Genomic DNA, 15,152 nt, shown 5'->3' with positions numbered 1-15,152 from the left:
GTCTGCGGGGTTTATTGATCTGGATCTATGCTCCTTGAATAAAGATGGCACTCGCGCGGTTGGCGGCTGACTAAGTTGGGCTGGCGTGCATGGCGCCTGACTGACATGGACTGGACATGAACCAAAAAAGTATTCAATTCAAATCGCTGACGGTGTTGCTGTTACTGGTGACGGTGGCCTTCATCTGGATTCTGTTGCCGTTCTATGGCGCGGTGTTCTGGGCGGTGATCCTCGGCATTCTGTTTGCGCCGATGCAGCGCCGGTTGCAGGCCCGATTCGGCTGGCAGCGCAACCTGACGTCGCTGTGTACGTTGAGCGTCTGCCTGGTGATTGCGATTTTGCCCGTGATCATCATCAGCGTGTTGCTGGTCCAGGAAGGGGCGATGGTCTACAAGAACATCGAGAGTGGCGAGCTGGATGTCGCGGCTTATCTGGCGCAGTTCAAGCAGAGTCTGCCGCCGTACTTCCAGCATTTGCTGGACCGTTTCGGCATGGGCGAGCTGAACGGCTTGCGCGACAAAATCGTCAAGTCGGCGATGCAGGGCAGCCAGGTGCTGGCCACTCAGGCATTCAGTTTTGGCCAGGGTACATTTGAGTTTGTGGTGAGTTTCTTCATCATGCTCTATCTGCTGTTCTTCTTTCTGCGAGACGGCCCGGAACTGGCGCGCAAGATACGCACCGCCGTACCGCTGGAAGAGAGTCACAAGCGACGCCTGCAGCTGAAGTTCAACCGCGTGGTGCGGGCAACGGTGAAGGGCAACCTGGTGGTCGCGGTCACGCAAGGCGCGCTGGGCGGCGCGATTTTCTGGTTTCTCGACATCCCCAGCGCGCTGCTGTGGGCGGTATTGATGGCGTTTCTGTCGCTGTTGCCCGCTGTCGGAGCCGGGATCGTCTGGGCACCGGTGGCGGTCTATTTCCTGCTCAGCAACATGATCTGGCAGGGTGTCGTGCTCGGTTTGTTCGGCATTTTCGTGATCGGGCTGGTCGATAACGTGCTGCGCCCGATTCTGGTCGGCAAGGACACGCGCATGCCCGACTACCTGATCCTGATCTCGACCCTGGGCGGTCTGGCGGTATTCGGCTTGAACGGGTTCGTGATCGGGCCTTTGATTGCCGCGCTGTTCATGTCCAGCTGGGCGCTGTTTATCGAGACCAAGCCCAAGGTGCAGTTGCCTTAAACCTGGAACCGCGCGCCGGCGACCTGTTGCGACAGTGCCTGCGCTGCCGGCAAGGACGTGAGCGGGCCGCTGATCGGCTCGCCGTCACGCACCAGATACCAACAGGCGAGCAATCCCAGCTCTCTGAGTGAGGCGGGAACGGCGCTGCCAATAACGGACATGATTTGAACCTGAGCCATGACAAGGAACTCCATCAATCGATGGCGCTACCTTAGGGACTCGGCGTTCTCAGGGACAATCAACGCTTTCGATAGTGGTCATTGATAACAGTGAGGGCTGTTTCAATCGACCACTTGATCAAGCATGTGCATCACTTCACGCTCATTGAGCAGCCCTTTGTGCACGAGGTTCTCGGCCAGCAGCGAAAGAAACTTGGCGCAGCGGTGGCCTTCCAGGTGCTTGAGCTCGGTCAGCGCGCTGTACACCTTGCTGGAGGTGCACAAGCCGACGATGCGGTGCGGATTTTGTGTTGGCATGGAGTCGTCCTTGTTGTTATCAACCTGTTGTTTACGGACGGATTCAGCTTGCGGTTCCGTCATGACAAATAAATGACCGTTCGATGTTTCCCCAGCGGTCAAATCCATCATGCCGACTTTAGCTGTTGAAACTGTCCTCACAGCGACCTTGGCGAGATTTTTTCAGACGCTGGCCGACAGACGGTCACAAAAAAGCCCCGCTATCAAGGCGGGGCTTTGTGTTTCGGTTACCAGCGTGGGCCACCGTAGTAACCGTGTGGCCGACCGTAATAACCGCGAGGCGGGCCGTAATAGGCGGGCGCCTGTTGGATATATACCGGTTGCTGCACATACACCGGTGCCGGTTGGTAATAAACCGGTGGGGGCGGCTGTTGCACGTAAACCGGTTGTGGCTGAACGTAAACCGGTTGTTGCTGGACATACACCGGTCGATCCTGATTGATCAGCGCCGAGCCGATGATGGCCGAGCCGACGATCGCGCCAAACACCGCAGGGCCTTGCCAGCCATGGCCACCACCGGCTTCTGCCTGTCCTGTGACAGCGAGTGCGCCAATCAACATTGCCATGATGGAGAGTTTACGAATCATGATAATTCCTCGGTTCTTCGACCCGGCGGCAGGGCCTGCACCAGGCCCGCAGTCGTCGCGGGGATACTTCTAAGACAGCGATTTTTTGAAATTCAGCACAGCCGCCAGGTAAATTTTGTGTAAGGTCTGTACCGTTTTCTTTACCGGACGCTCAACGCTAACGTCATCGCGTTCAGACACGCCGATATGATCGAACAGAACCCGATGGGCTGGCTAATCCCGCCCATCCGAAAGTGCGTTTGAAGGAGAAGTTTCATGCAGATGAACCCGAACAAAGACACCCAGCTGTGCATGTCCCTGTCCGGCCGCCCGGGTAACTTCGGTCTGCGTTTTCATAACCATTTGTATGAGCAGTTGGGCCTGAATTTCTACTACAAGGCCTTCGCCAGTAAGGATCTGACCGGCGCAGTCAGTGGGATTCGCGCGCTGGGCATCCGTGGTTGCGGAGTGTCGATGCCGTTCAAGGAGGCCAGTATTGCGCTGGTCGATGAGCTGGACGCGTCGGCGGCGGCGATTCAGTCGATCAATACCATCGTCAACACCCATGGCCATCTCAAGGCTTACAACACTGACTACATTGCCATCGCACAGCTGCTGGAAACCCACGCGGTGCCCAAGGAATCGACCTTCGCTCTGCGCGGCAGCGGTGGCATGGCCAAGGCTGTGGCCAGTGCCCTGCGTGATGGTGGCTACAAAAACGGCTTGATCGTCGCCCGTAACGAGCGCGCCGGGCGTGCACTCGCAGACTCGCTGGGTTATCGCTGGCTGGCAGCATTGGGCGATGAGCGCCCGCAGATGCTGATCAACGTCACTCCGGTCGGTATGGACGGTGGCCCGGAAGCAGGGCAACTGGCGTTTGAGCCTGAGGTGATCAACGCGGCGCAGACTGTGTTTGATGTGGTGGCGATTCCTTCGGAAACGCCGCTGATCGTGCGCGGAAGGGCTGAAGGCAAGCGAGTGATCACCGGGCTGGAGGTGATTGCGATCCAGGCGCTGGAGCAGTTTGTGCTTTATACCGGGGTGCGGCCGACCGAAGAGCAGTTTCAGGCAGCGGTGGAGTTTGCGCGTAGCTGAAAGTCATGCGGTGAATGAACTGGCCCCATCGCTGGCAAGCCAGCTCCCACAGGGATCTCGGTGAGCACAATACCTGCGTATCACCAAGACCCAATGTGGCTGGCTTGCCAGCGATGGGGTCACTGCGGTGTTTCGGGTTGCCTATACTGCTTCGCCAGCAAGCCCAGACTTGCCCACCCACAAAAACCGAGGTCAGCATGCACCCGCGCATTCTCAATCTGCATCAGGTCAAACTCGAACCGCTGCCCGAAGCCCTGTCCCCCGAAGGCGAAACCGCCGCACGTTACCAGCAACGCTCAGCGCGGATTGGCCAGCAACTCGGTGCACAGAAACTCGGGTATCGCCTGTATGCACTGCCGCCGGGCATGCGCGGCAGCCCGTTTCACAGCCATCGGGTCAATGAGGAAATGTTCTACGTGGTGGCCGGGGAGGGCGAGGTGCGTCTTGGCGCCGAGCGATTCCCGATCCGGGAAGGTGATGTCATTGCCTGTCCGCCGGGCGGCCCGGAGATGGCGCATCAGATCATCAATACCAGCGCGGGCGAACTGCGCTATCTGGCAGTCAGCACTCAGCAGCAGCCGGATATTTGCGAATACCCGGATTCGAATAAATATGCGGTGATGGACAATTTCACGGTCGATGCCGAAGGCAATGCGTCAGGCTTTGTCGCTGTGGCGCGACAGGCGGATGGGGTGGATTACTGGGATGGCGAATAACACGCACGTCTTAAGGTCGGATATTTCCTGTGGGAGCTAGCCTGCTGGCTCCCACACTGATTTCAGGTGTTTATTCCAGCCGCGCCAGGCGCTCTTCCAGCGCCGCAATCCGCGCCTCAAGCTCTTCGATACGCTCCACCGAAACACCGCTAGCCGCGCCGCGCTCCTGAGGGTTGTGCCGCGCCGCCAGAATGACCTCGATATCCGCCGGATCACCCAGCGCATGGGTGTAACGATCTTCGCGCTGCCCGGCCTGACGTGGAATCAACACCGCCAGCCCGCGAGCAATCAGGCGCTCAAGCTGATGCAACACCTGCTCGGCATCTTCGAAATCATGCATGCGCCCGCTGCGGGTCAGCAGTTCGTTGATGGTTTGCGGGCCGCGCAGAAACAGCAGCCCCGTCAGGATCACCTGCGCCGGCACCAGTTCCAGCGCCTTGTCGACCTTGTGCTCCCAGCGGTCGGCACGACTGCCCATGACAAGCTTGGCAAAACCGCGACCTTCCAGAGCGCGCAGGCTCTGGCCAACCTGGCCCTGGGTCAGGTTCATCACCGGTTCACGGCTGGTTTTCTGATTGCAGGCGGTGACCAGTGCGTTGAGGGTCAACGGGTAGGTTTCCGGGCTGGTGGCCTGTTTCTCGATCAACGAACCGAGGATACGGATTTCCGTGGCGTTAAGCCGTGGCTCGTCAAAGGTGGATTCTGGTTCGGTGGTCATCGCGCGTTCCCTCAGCAGTCGAAGGCGCCTAGCGTAATCCTTGCCAAACAAAAGGCAAGCCGTGTGGTCATCAAGCATGGCTATAATCGCCCCCATGTTCCACCCAGCCACTACACGAGACTGCCATGACCATTTCCCTGTACGCCGCATCCGTCCCGGTTTTTCAACAAATGCTCAACGCCCTGAGCGATGTCCTGAAAAAGGCTGAAGCCCACGCCACCGAGAAAAACATCGACCCGAACGCCTTCCTGCAAGCGCGCCTGTACCCGGACATGTTCCCGCTGACCCGTCAGGTGCAGATCGCCGTGGACTTCGCCAAAGGTGTTTCCGCGCGTCTGGCTGAAGTCGAACTGCCGAAGTACGACGACAGCGAAACCACCTTCGCCGAGCTGCAAGCCCTGATCGCCAAGGTCCTGGCCTTCATCGGCGAGATCAAGCCTGAGCAGATCGATGGCAAGGAAGGCATCGAAATCGTTACCCGTCCAGGCACGCCGAAAGAGAAGCGCTTCAGTGGCCAGTCCTACCTGCTGACCTACGGTCTGCCGCAGTTCTTCTTCCACGTCACCACCACTTACGCCTTGCTGCGTCACAACGGTGTTGAAGTGGGTAAACGCGATTACATGGGCGCGTTCTAAATCGCCAAGAGCCCCTCACCCTAACCTTTCCGAAACGTCGGACCGCCCGGGGGGAGAGGGTTGGGGTGAGGGGGCGCGATTTCAGCCACAAAAAAGCCCGCCAAGGTTCACACCTTGGCGGGCTTTTTATTGCAGCGAAAATTACGCGGTGCGTTGGGCTTTCTCTTCCTCACCCAGGCACGCCGCTGCGGTAAACAGCACGTCGGTGGAGGAGTTCAGCGCGGTTTCGGCGGAATCCTGCAGCACGCCAATAATGAAACCTACCGCGACCACCTGCATGGCGATCTCGCTTGGAATGCCAAACAGGCTGCACGCCAGCGGAATCAGCAACAGCGAGCCACCGGCCACACCCGAAGCGCCGCAGGCGCAGATCGCGGCGACGACACTCAGCAGGATCGCCGTCGGAATATCCACGGCAATGCCCAGCGTGTGCACTGCGGCCAAGGACAGCACGGTGATGGTAATCGCCGCGCCGGCCATGTTGATCGTCGCGCCCAGCGGGATCGATACCGAGTACGTGTCTTCGTGCAGGCCCAGACGCTTGCTCAATTCCAGGTTGACCGGAATGTTCGCCGCCGAACTGCGGGTGAAGAATGCAGTGATGCCGCTTTCGCGCAGGCACTTGAGGGTCAGCGGATATGGGTTACGACGCAGCTTCCAGAACACGATCAGCGGATTCATCACCAGCGCCACGAACAGCATGCAGCCCAGCAGCACCGCCAGCAGGTGCGCATAACCGACCAGCGCGCCGAAGCCGGACGTTGCCAGCGTCGAAGCGACCAGGCCGAAGATCCCCAGTGGGGCGAAGCGAATCACCACGCGCACGATTACCGTGACACCGTTGGACAGATCACCCAGCACTTCGCGGGTAGTGTCGCCGGCATGACGAATCGCGATGCCCATGCCGATCGCCCAGGCCAGAATGCCGATGAAGTTGGCGTTCATCAGCGCACTCACCGGGTTATCCACCACGCTGAGCAGCAGGCTTTGCAGCACTTCACCGATACCGCCCGGCGCGGATACCGCAACGTTCTCGGTGGCCAGTACCAGATTCGACGGGAACAACATGCTCGCGACCACAGCCACCGCTGCTGCGGAGAAGGTGCCCAGCAGGTAAAGGAACAGAATCGGACGGATGTGAGTTTCCTGGCCGTGCTTGTGGTTGGCGATCGACGCCATGACCAGCACGAACACCAGAATCGGCGCCACGGCTTTCAATGCCGAAACGAACACCTTGCCGATAAACGCCGTCGATTTCGCCGCTTCCGGCGCGAACATCGCCAAGACGATACCGGCAATCAGGCCGATCACGATCTGCGTGACCAGGCTCAGGTTTTTCAAGCGTTGCAATAGAGAAGGGGATGAAGCGGTCATGACGGCATCTCTGTTTTTTTATTGGGTACAAGGTTGCGTGAGGCGGTGGCAAAACCAGGGCAGACCACCACCACGCAGCGAAAGTGTTGACGCAAATTCAACGTCCTTAAACAGGCCGCTGAACGGGTGTACGTTTTTCAGGGCGCGGACTTTATCACAGCGTAGGCCTTATCCTTCAGGCATGTGACGATCTGCCACCCGATCTGTCAGCAAGATAGACAGGTTTGTGCAAGTCAGTCCGGACACACTCTGTTAAGATCGCGCATCCTCATTTTCAAGTTCTGCCAGCGGGCCTTCCGGTCATCGCTGGTGTCGTCGTTTCGTTGGAGTTTCCCATGCTGTTTCCCATCCTTCTGTTGTCCGCCGCCGGTTTCACGGTGCTGACCACGGAATTCGTTATCGTCGGCCTGCTACCGGCGATAGCCCGAGACCTTGAGGTCACCATCCCGCAGGCCGGCCTGCTGGTGACTCTATTCGCTTTTACCGTGGCGATGTTCGGCCCATTCTTGACCGCGTATTTCGCTCGCTTCGAGCGGCGCAAGCTGTTTATCAGCATCCTGATCATGTTCGGTCTGGCCAATACCGTGGCCGCACTGGCGCCCAATATCTGGGTGATGGCGATTGCCCGGTTGATCCCGGCGCTGGGGCTGCCGGTGTTCTGGGCGCTGGCCAGTGAAACGGCGGTGGACATCGTCGGCCCGGACTTTGCCGGTCGAGCCATCGCCAAGATCGGCTTCGGCATTGTCTGCGCCACGGTGTTCGGCATTCCGGTCGGCACCTTGATATCCGATGCGTTCGGCTGGCGCAGCGCGTTTGGCATTCTGGCGGTAATCGCCTTTGCCAAGGCATTGCTGCTGTTTGTGTATCTGCCGAAAACCGATCTGCACCAGCATCAGGTCAGCTTCAGCTCGCAGTTCAAGATCTTGCGCAGCCCGCTGATGATCGGCCACGTCGTGTTGTCGATTCTGGTGTTCAGCGGCATGTTCACCGTTTACACCTATCTGGCCGACATCCTTGAACGCCTCGCCGGTTTCAACGGCACAGTGGTTGGCTGGTGCCTGATGGGCTTCGGCGCGGTCGGCTTGATCGGCAACTCGTTGGGTGGTCGTGCAGTGGACCGCCATCCGCTGGGAGCGTCGGTGTTGTTCTGTGCGTTCATGATTGCCGGCATGGTGTCGCTGGTGCCGAACATTCATTCGCCGCTGGGTTTGACGGTTGCAATGGGGATCTGGGGCGTGACTCAGGCGGCGTTGTTCCTGGTCAGCCATGTGCGCCTGATGAAAGCCGCGCCTGAAGCGCCGGCCTTCGCCGCATCGCTGAACATCGCCGGCGCCAACCTGGGAATCGGTCTGGGCGCGATGGTCGGCGGCCGGGTCATCGACAGCGCAGGTCTGGGCTTCCTCGGGTTTGCCGCCGCAGGGTTCATTCTGCTGTCGGTGTTCCTCGCCATGGTGCTGATGACGCTCAAGCCGCGCGACGTCTGCGCCGAGGCTTCATAACGCGGTAAACAGCTCGCGTCGGGCACCTTCGGTAATCGCAACGATGCCGGGGTGCTTGACCTTGCGCTCCACGGATATGGCATAGAACGACTCGGTCACCGCGTCGGTCTGGCCGATCAGCTGAACGCCGTACTGGCGCTTCACTTCCTCGGCAATCACGCTGGGGCCGATAAAAATCCCGCTGCCCGATTGGCCGAAGGCCTGCATCAAGGCACTGTCATCGAACTCGCCGACGATTTGCGGCTGGATCTGCTGCTCGGCAAACCAGCGCTGCAACCGACTGCGCACCACGGTTTCCTGTCCGGGAATCAACAGCGGTGCGCCGTGCAGACTGCGCGGAAAATCCTGACCGAAGCGCGCAGCCAGCTCGGCGGTCGCGAAGAAACTGATCCCGCACTCACCGAGTTTCTGGCTGTAGCCCTTGATGTCGAGGTGTGATGGCATCGGGCTGTCGGAAATCACCAGATCCAGGCGCTGGATCGCCAGATCCGCCAGCAATCGCTCGAGTTTGTCTTCGCGGCAGGTGATGCGCAGTGGTTCGTTCAGCTCCATGGTTGGCGCGATCAGGCGATAGACGATGGATTTCGGCACCACGTCTGCAACACCAACGCGGAACAGGATCTGCTGTTCGTTGGGCTGGGCGCGCAGCATCAGTTCCAGTTCGCCGCCCAGTTGAAACATCTGCTCGGCGTAGGGCAGGGCCTGACGCCCGGCCTCGGTGAGCTCCAACTGCCGGCCAACCCGTCTGAACAATTCAATACCGTAAGTTTGCTCGAGCAGGGAAATCTGCCCGCTGATAGTCTGTGGCGTCAGGTTCAACTGCTCGCAGGCACGCACGATGCTGCCGGTTTTGGCGACCACCCAGAAATAATGCAGTTGTCGGTAATTGAGCATTAGCGGCTCCGTCAGTTCGTAAAAACCGAAGTATAGCCGCTAAAAATACGAATTTTCCTGAAGTGTTTCGCTCCCTAGAATGCCCAGCCATCGAGGGTCGGTCTGTGACCCTGACTGTTTATTCCAAGGAAGCCTCATGAAATACACATTCCCTGTGTTGATGTTTACGTCTTTACTGGTTCTGACCGGTTGCGATCAGGCCGAGAAAAGCGCTCAGCAGTTGATGGGCAAAGCGGCCGAAAGCGCCAAGCAAGCCATCGATGACACCCACAAGGCTGCCGAGCAAGCAATCAGCGACGCCACTGGCGGGCTGATCGAGAAAAAAGAACCATCGGAAAAAGACTCGGAAACTTCCGAATCTTCCTCCAAGACCATCTAAATCGTCTTACACAGAGTCAGGACTGACCCATGGAATATCTGTTAGAACTCGCCGCCAGCCCCACCGCCTGGGTTGCCTTGGCCACACTGGTCGTGATGGAGATCGTGCTCGGCATCGATAACCTGATCTTCATTTCGATCCTGACCAACAAGTTGCCTGAGCAGCATCGCCAGAAGGCGCGGCGCATTGGTATCGGCATGGCGTTGATTCTGCGTCTGGCGCTGTTGAGCACTATCGCGTTCATCGTGCAGTTGACCGAGCCGGTGATTGACATCCTCGGCCAGGCTTTCTCCTGGAAGGACATGATCCTGATTGCCGGTGGTCTGTTCCTGGTCTGGAAAGCCACTACCGAAATCCATCACAGCATGGACCCGGCGCCGGAAGACCCGAAGTCGGCCACCTCGACGGTCACGCTGGGCTTTGCTGCGGCTATCGGCCAGATCCTGGTGCTCGACATGGTGTTCTCGATCGACAGCATCATCACTGCGGTCGGCATGACCGAACACTTGCCGATCATGATCATCGCGGTCGTGGCCTCGGTACTGGTGATGTTGTTGGCTGCTGATCCGCTGGCCAAGTTCATCAACGACAACCCGACGGTGGTGATGCTGGCCCTGGGCTTCCTGATCATGATCGGCATGACGCTGATCGCCGAAGGCTTCGGCGCCCACGTACCGAAAGGTTATGTGTATGCGGCCATGGCGTTCTCGGCCGGGATTGAAGTGCTGAACATGCTGTCGCGTCGTGCCAAGCAGAAGAAGCTGGCCGCGCAGGCGTAATAGCTGAAAGACAAAAGGCCGCTTGAACTCCTGGAGTTCAGGCGGTTTTTTTTCGACTGAAGATTTGTGGTGTCTATTCGAAACCGCCCGTCATCGCGCCGCCCGCCCAGAACTCTCACGAGGGAGAGGGCCAGGGTGAGGGGCTTTCAGCATTTTTTAATGCGCTGTGGCGTGACGTACGCGATGCTTTTCAACCTTATCTACCGGCGTGGTCTGAACCGGATGATGATGGCGCCGCGCAATCCGCAGCACTCCCCAAAGCATGGCGGTGGCCACAGCCAGCCAGCCGGCAATCAACATTACGATGGTCATGGTCAGGCTCATCAGTGCCTCCTCTTTGCCCTGCATCGGGCGCCCACTTTTCAGTTCGCTCTGTCTCAGTGACAGTCTAGTCACTGGGGTGTTTCAAGCTATTGACCAAAGGTCGGTGATGACCAATCAGTTTGCTCTATGCAATCGATGTGTCTGCGGTTTAAGGCTATACCGCAGCCTTGCGGCGTCCTATGATCCTTGACCTTGCCGGAACACGACGACCGGCGTCTGAACAGAGAGTGACAAAGGTGCAGGTATTTTCTCGAATTCGTGCGGCGCTGGTGGTGGCCGGATGCGCAGCCGTGATGGTTGGGTGTGCGAGCACTGTCGCGCCGCAGGTCAAGCGACTGCCGGAACGGGTCGAGCTGAGCGGCACGTTCTATCGGGGCGAAGCCAATCAAAGCGGCCCGCAGGTGTTGGCCAGTCTGTTGTCGCAGCAAGGCATCGTGATCACGCCGGGCTTGCTGGAAAAACCGCTGCACCTGCCGGGTGCCGAGGACAAGCTGCAACAGAACATCCAGAACGTGGCCCGAGAATACGGCATGGTTGTGTATCCGCTGGACAAGAGCTTGCCGGTCTTGTTGACCCAGGTTGCGGCAGGGTTCCCGGTGATGGTGCGGTTCAGCGAAGGTTCGGCATTCTGGGCTGAGCCGCGTTACGCGATTCTTTCCGGTTACGACCGCAATAAACAGAAGGTGCTGCTGCGCGCGGGCATGAACCGTCGCGAGCTGATGAGCTTCAGCGCTTTTGAATCGGCCTTCGAAAAGTCTGGCGGCTGGGCCATCCTGATCCAGAAACCTGCGCAGATTCCTGCGGACGTGGATCGCCAGCGCTGGCTCAAGGCTGCCGACGAGTTGTCCCAGGCAGGTCAGGAATCGGAAGCGGCGCAAGCGCGTAAGGCACTGGCCGCGCACTGAGTCTCCGTTCGTCATCTGCCGGGCACGACTGCGCTCGGCAGGCCTCTGAAGATGACAACCCGTTGTTCACGGGTGAACAAGGAGGCGACATGACAGATTCTCGATCCCCGCAAAGCCCGCATTCTTCCGAGCATTCCTCAGGCGATGACCTGGGGTTTGATCCGGATTCGCCGGATGTCGCCGATCCACAAGTTGATCCTGTAGGTCCCGCCAAGGCACCGCTGGATGTGGAGCCCGGTGAAGAAGAAAAGAAACCGGCCAAACCCTACGATCCTTTAGCCAATCTGAAACCTTGATGTGAGGTGCGTATGAGTACCGATTCAAGCTTCGATGACCAAAAGCCCGACAGCGTGCCGACGACGCCTGAGGAAGGCGTTGATCCAGTGCTCGATCCGGACAGCCCGATGCGCGACCCAATGGCCCGGCCCTTGGTAGCCCCTGGGCTTACGCCGGATGTCAGCAAGGGAGATGGCATTCCTGACGATGACAAGATGCCATTGCCTAACGACTGAGGCGTGTAGATGAAAAAAAGCCCCGAAAATTCGGGGCTTTTTGTTTGGGTACCTTTTACTTGGAGGCTTCAACCACGCCACTCTGGCGGCTCTTGAGGTTTTTATCGGCCTTGTACTGTTGAGCCACCGCTGGAACGTTGGCGCTCTTGCCCGTCTCAACCCAGCTGCGGATACGGCTGGCATCGGCAAAATGTGTGTATTTGCCGAATGCGTCAAGAATCACCAGCGCTACCTGACGATTGCCCATGCTCGTCACCAGCACCAGGCAATGCCCGGCCTGATTGGTGAAACCGGTCTTGGTAATCCTGATGTTCCAGTTGTCCTTGCTCACCAAATGGTTGGTGTTACGAAAACCCAGGGTGTAGTTGGGTTTGCGGAACGCTACGGTTTTTTCCTTGGTGGTGCTCAACTGAACAAGCAACGGTTGCTTTTGCGCAGCTATGAGCAATTTGCTCAAGTCGCGCGCGGTGGATACGTTGCGCGGCGACAGGCCAGTCGGCTCGACAAAGTGAGTGCTGGTCATGCCCAGTGCTTTTGCCTTGGCATTCATCGCCGCGATAAACGCTGCGTAGCCACCCGGGTAGTGATGCGCCAGGCTTGCAGCTGCGCGGTTTTCCGAAGACATCAGGGCAATCAGCAGCATCTCGCGGCGCGGCAGTTCACTCTTGAGTTTGACTCGGGAGAACACGCCTCTCATTTCCGGCGTGCTGCTGATATCGACATTGATCCATTCGTCCATGTTCTGTCGGGCTTCAACCACTACCAGTCCAGTCATCAGCTTGCTGACGGAAGCGATCGGAACGATCACGTCAGGATTGCTGGAGTAGATGACTTTGTTGGTCTGCATATCCATGAGCAGGGCGCTGCCGGAAGCGATCTTCAGTGTCGAAGCGTCACGTGGGGCGGCGGTGGTTTCCGCAGCGTTGATCGTTGGCGTGATGAATGCGCCTGTAAATGCAAAAAACAGGCTCAGAATCGAATGACGAATTTTCACGCGGGCGAACTCATAAAAGTTGGATATTCCGTTAGTTTGTAACGGGTTATTTCTTAAAAGCGTCGCATTCTAGAAGTATGGCTGAACATCTGTCGATGGTTGTTTGAATGACCTGAAAATCTCGTGAAAAGACCTGTAAAAAGAGGGGTTTCCGGCGAACGGTTAGTGTTTTTTCTCACGCATGAAAAACCCCGCACGAGGCGGGGTTCCAATGCTGCGAAAAAACCGACTTAAGCGTGCAGGGTTTCTGCCGCGTAGAGGGTGTTTTCCAGCAGGCAGGCGCGAGTCATCGGGCCAACGCCGCCCGGCACTGGAGTGATCCAGCCGGCGCGGGGCAGGGCGGTTTCGTAGACAACGTCACCGACCAGTTTGCCGTCTTCCTGACGGTTGATGCCGACGTCGATCACGATCGCGCCTTCCTTGATCCACTCGCCCTTGACCAGGCCCGGCTTGCCGGCGGCCACGACCACCAGATCGGCACGGCCAACGTGGCCGGCCAGATCCTTGGTGAAGCGGTGTGTCACGGTCACGGTGCAACCGGCCAGCAGCAGTTCCATCGCCATCGGACGACCCACAATGTTGGAGGCGCCGACAACCACCGCATCCATGCCATAAAGATCAGCACCGGTGCTTTCCAGCAGGGTGATGATGCCTTTTGGCGTGCATGGGCGCAGCAGTGGGATGCGCTGGGCCAGACGGCCGACGTTATAAGGGTGGAAACCGTCTACGTCTTTGTCCGGGCGGATGCGCTCCAGTAATTTGGAGGCGTCCAGATGCTCGGGCAGCGGTAGCTGCAACAGAATGCCGTCGATGGCCGGATCGTCGTTAAGACGGTCGACCAGATCGGTCAGCGCTTGCTGAGTGGTGTCAGAGGGCAGGTCGTAGGCTTGCGAGAGGAAGCCGACCTCTTCACAGTCTTTACGCTTGTGCGAGACATAAACCTGAGAGGCAGGATCGCTGCCGACCAGGATCACCGCGAGGCCGGGAGTGCGCAGGCCTTGCTGGCGACGCTCGGCAACTCGTTTGGCGATCTGCTGGCGCAGGCTGGCGGCGATCGATTTGCCGTCGATTAGTTGTGCAGTCATTGCGCGTGATTAACCATCGAGAGGGGAAAAAAAGAGAACGCATTCTCGCATGTCGGGCGGTGAGGGCAAAGGCGCTTGGTCAGCAAATTCCCCTAACTCCTTTAATTAAATGAATTTTTTTCAAAAAGGATTTGACGACCTTTGGAGCGCTCTATACTATTCGTCGCACTTGTCGGGCACAGCCTAGCACTGGTTAAGAAGGTAAAGCGGAATCAACGTTCCGCGGCACTGGAAAGCACTTAGTTTGTAGTCCTTTAAGAGTACAGATTAATAAGGCGCCCGTAGCTCAGCTGGATAGAGCATCCGCCTTCTAAGCGGATGGTCGCAGGTTCGAGTCCTGCCGGGTGCGCCATTAGGCAGCTTTGGCACAAGTAACGCGATATGGTGGGCGTAGCTCAGTTGGTAGAGCACGGGATTGTGACTCCCGTTGTCGTGGGTTCGATCCCCATCGTCCACCCCATATTTCGAAAAGCGCCAGATTTAACGGTCTGGCGTTTTTGTTTTAAAAGCTTCATCCGCGGATGTGGTGGAATTGGTAGACACACTGGATTTAGGTTCCAGCGCCGCGAGGCGTAAGAGTTCGAGTCTCTTCATCCGCACCAATTAAAGCTTCATTTATGCCTTTGGGCTGGTGAGGTTCAACAAAGAAGTTGTTTGGCTTTTTTGTTACGCAATATGGTGGGCGTAGCTCAGTTGGTAGAGCACGGGATTGTGACTCCCGTTGTCGTGGGTTCGATCCCCATCGTCCACCCCATATTTCGAAAGGCGCCAGATTTAACAGTCTGGCGCCTTTTTTGTTTTAGCGATTTGAAAAGTCGGCGATTGCCGCTTTCGAGTCGCAAGAGCAGGGCGCTTCGTCGAATTTATGTTGCTCGATGATGCTGTGCTGCTCGTCGAGCTTGCTTGCAAGGTCGGCCGTCAGGGAATGATTGGTCGCCGCTTCTATATATAGAAGAGGTCGGCGCAGAGCCCTGGCGTGATTGGTTGTATTCGCCTCGGGGGCGCGACGCATCCGTGCATCGG

At 58.0% G+C, this 15,152-nt stretch carries 20 protein-coding genes and 4 tRNA genes; 14 read left to right on the top strand and 10 right to left on the bottom strand.

Annotated elements, in window-relative coordinates; translation table 11 throughout:
* The first annotated feature begins 116 nt into the window (after positions 1-116).
* Positions 117-1,178: an AI-2E family transporter gene (locus JJD74_RS05090; RefSeq protein WP_042560039.1), complete on the top strand. Its 1,062-nt coding sequence runs from the start codon at positions 117-119 to the stop codon at positions 1,176-1,178.
* On the opposite strand, the gene JJD74_RS05085 is transcribed toward JJD74_RS05090, so the two are convergent.
* From JJD74_RS05085 to JJD74_RS05075, 3 genes are all read right to left on the bottom strand, one after another.
* Positions 1,175-1,357, bottom strand: coding sequence for a hypothetical protein (locus JJD74_RS05085; RefSeq protein WP_042560038.1), 183 nt, complete (start codon positions 1,355-1,357; stop codon positions 1,175-1,177). The two genes, JJD74_RS05090 and JJD74_RS05085, sit on opposite strands and share 4 nt — an antisense overlap.
* Positions 1,358-1,459: 102 nt before the next feature.
* Positions 1,460-1,654, bottom strand: coding sequence for a hypothetical protein (locus tag JJD74_RS05080; protein WP_016984641.1), 195 nt, complete (start codon positions 1,652-1,654; stop codon positions 1,460-1,462).
* Positions 1,655-1,881: 227 nt separating this feature from the next.
* Positions 1,882-2,241 carry a hypothetical protein gene (locus JJD74_RS05075; protein ID WP_200611893.1) on the bottom strand — a complete coding sequence of 120 codons (360 nt, stop codon included), beginning with the start codon at positions 2,239-2,241 and terminating at the stop codon, positions 1,882-1,884.
* A 255-nt stretch (positions 2,242-2,496) separates the two neighbouring features.
* Here JJD74_RS05075 and JJD74_RS05070 point away from each other — a divergent pair, with 255 nt between their 5' ends.
* Both JJD74_RS05070 and JJD74_RS05065 read left to right on the top strand, forming a co-directional pair.
* Complete coding sequence (locus JJD74_RS05070; protein ID WP_042560036.1) at positions 2,497-3,315, top strand: shikimate 5-dehydrogenase; 819 nt, start codon at positions 2,497-2,499, stop codon at positions 3,313-3,315.
* Positions 3,316-3,512: 197 nt separating this feature from the next.
* Positions 3,513-4,031: a cupin domain-containing protein gene (locus JJD74_RS05065; protein WP_200611891.1), complete on the top strand. Its 519-nt coding sequence runs from the start codon at positions 3,513-3,515 to the stop codon at positions 4,029-4,031.
* Positions 4,032-4,101: 70 nt separating this feature from the next.
* On the opposite strand, the gene JJD74_RS05060 is transcribed toward JJD74_RS05065, so the two are convergent.
* Positions 4,102-4,749, bottom strand: coding sequence for a YceH family protein (locus JJD74_RS05060; RefSeq protein WP_047300698.1), 648 nt, complete (start codon positions 4,747-4,749; stop codon positions 4,102-4,104).
* A 125-nt stretch (positions 4,750-4,874) separates the two neighbouring features.
* On the opposite strand from JJD74_RS05060, the gene JJD74_RS05055 reads away from it, so the two are divergent.
* Positions 4,875-5,384, top strand: coding sequence for a DUF1993 domain-containing protein (locus JJD74_RS05055; RefSeq protein WP_042560033.1), 510 nt, complete (start codon positions 4,875-4,877; stop codon positions 5,382-5,384).
* Between the two features lie 141 nt (positions 5,385-5,525).
* On the opposite strand, the gene sstT is transcribed toward JJD74_RS05055, so the two are convergent.
* On the bottom strand, positions 5,526-6,758 hold the full coding sequence (gene sstT / locus JJD74_RS05050) for a serine/threonine transporter SstT (protein ID WP_200611889.1): 1,233 nt from the start codon (positions 6,756-6,758) through the stop codon (positions 5,526-5,528).
* A 335-nt stretch (positions 6,759-7,093) separates the two neighbouring features.
* On the opposite strand from sstT, the gene JJD74_RS05045 reads away from it, so the two are divergent.
* The gene (locus tag JJD74_RS05045) at positions 7,094-8,257 is read left to right on the top strand and encodes an MFS transporter (RefSeq protein ID WP_042560031.1); all 1,164 of its coding nucleotides are present in this window, start codon (positions 7,094-7,096) and stop codon (positions 8,255-8,257) included.
* Here the strand turns inward: JJD74_RS05045 and nhaR are convergent.
* Positions 8,252-9,151: a transcriptional activator NhaR gene (nhaR, locus tag JJD74_RS05040; protein WP_200611886.1), complete on the bottom strand. Its 900-nt coding sequence runs from the start codon at positions 9,149-9,151 to the stop codon at positions 8,252-8,254. The genes JJD74_RS05045 and nhaR overlap by 6 nt on opposite strands.
* A gap of 136 nt (positions 9,152-9,287) precedes the next feature.
* Here nhaR and JJD74_RS05035 point away from each other — a divergent pair, with 136 nt between their 5' ends.
* Positions 9,288-9,530 carry a hypothetical protein gene (locus JJD74_RS05035; RefSeq protein ID WP_042560029.1) on the top strand — a complete coding sequence of 81 codons (243 nt, stop codon included), beginning with the start codon at positions 9,288-9,290 and terminating at the stop codon, positions 9,528-9,530.
* A 29-nt stretch (positions 9,531-9,559) separates the two neighbouring features.
* Positions 9,560-10,309 carry a TerC family protein gene (locus tag JJD74_RS05030; RefSeq protein ID WP_200611884.1) on the top strand — a complete coding sequence of 250 codons (750 nt, stop codon included), beginning with the start codon at positions 9,560-9,562 and terminating at the stop codon, positions 10,307-10,309.
* 156 nt (positions 10,310-10,465) lie between these two features.
* On the opposite strand, the gene JJD74_RS05025 is transcribed toward JJD74_RS05030, so the two are convergent.
* Entirely contained in the window at positions 10,466-10,633 is a 168-nt protein-coding gene (locus JJD74_RS05025; RefSeq protein WP_200611882.1) for a hypothetical protein, read from the bottom strand.
* Positions 10,634-10,812: 179 nt separating this feature from the next.
* Between JJD74_RS05025 and JJD74_RS05020 the strand changes: the two genes are divergently transcribed.
* From JJD74_RS05020 to JJD74_RS05010, 3 genes are all read left to right on the top strand, one after another.
* Entirely contained in the window at positions 10,813-11,538 is a 726-nt protein-coding gene (locus tag JJD74_RS05020; RefSeq protein WP_200611880.1) for a peptidase C39 family protein, read from the top strand.
* Between the two features lie 89 nt (positions 11,539-11,627).
* The gene (locus JJD74_RS05015) at positions 11,628-11,834 is read left to right on the top strand and encodes a DUF6021 family protein (RefSeq protein WP_200611878.1); all 207 of its coding nucleotides are present in this window, start codon (positions 11,628-11,630) and stop codon (positions 11,832-11,834) included.
* Positions 11,835-11,846: 12 nt separating this feature from the next.
* The gene (locus tag JJD74_RS05010; RefSeq protein ID WP_042560024.1) at positions 11,847-12,050 is read left to right on the top strand and encodes a hypothetical protein; all 204 of its coding nucleotides are present in this window, start codon (positions 11,847-11,849) and stop codon (positions 12,048-12,050) included.
* Positions 12,051-12,105: 55 nt separating this feature from the next.
* Here the strand turns inward: JJD74_RS05010 and pbpG are convergent, their stop codons facing one another.
* On the bottom strand, positions 12,106-13,044 hold the full coding sequence (gene pbpG / locus JJD74_RS05005; protein ID WP_042560023.1) for a D-alanyl-D-alanine endopeptidase: 939 nt from the start codon (positions 13,042-13,044) through the stop codon (positions 12,106-12,108).
* A 230-nt stretch (positions 13,045-13,274) separates the two neighbouring features.
* The gene (folD, locus tag JJD74_RS05000) at positions 13,275-14,129 is read right to left on the bottom strand and encodes a bifunctional methylenetetrahydrofolate dehydrogenase/methenyltetrahydrofolate cyclohydrolase FolD (protein WP_042559951.1); all 855 of its coding nucleotides are present in this window, start codon (positions 14,127-14,129) and stop codon (positions 13,275-13,277) included.
* Positions 14,130-14,404: 275 nt separating this feature from the next.
* On the opposite strand from folD, the gene JJD74_RS04995 reads away from it, so the two are divergent.
* From JJD74_RS04995 to JJD74_RS04980, 4 genes are all read left to right on the top strand, one after another.
* A tRNA-Arg gene (locus tag JJD74_RS04995) sits at positions 14,405-14,481 on the top strand.
* A gap of 32 nt (positions 14,482-14,513) precedes the next feature.
* Positions 14,514-14,589, top strand: a tRNA-His gene (locus JJD74_RS04990).
* Between the two features lie 57 nt (positions 14,590-14,646).
* Positions 14,647-14,731, top strand: a tRNA-Leu gene (locus tag JJD74_RS04985).
* 76 nt (positions 14,732-14,807) lie between these two features.
* Positions 14,808-14,883 (top strand) — tRNA-His (locus tag JJD74_RS04980).
* Between the two features lie 45 nt (positions 14,884-14,928).
* On the opposite strand, the gene JJD74_RS04975 is transcribed toward JJD74_RS04980, so the two are convergent.
* Entirely contained in the window at positions 14,929-15,141 is a 213-nt protein-coding gene (locus JJD74_RS04975) for a hypothetical protein (protein ID WP_042559950.1), read from the bottom strand.
* Positions 15,142-15,152: the final 11 nt, after the last annotated feature.

The organism is Pseudomonas sp. MF6776, assembly GCF_016613125.1.
Taxonomy (GTDB): domain Bacteria; phylum Pseudomonadota; class Gammaproteobacteria; order Pseudomonadales; family Pseudomonadaceae; genus Aquipseudomonas; species Aquipseudomonas iridis.
Note: the sequence above shows the minus strand (reverse complement) of the source record. Positions and strands in the feature narration are given on the sequence as shown.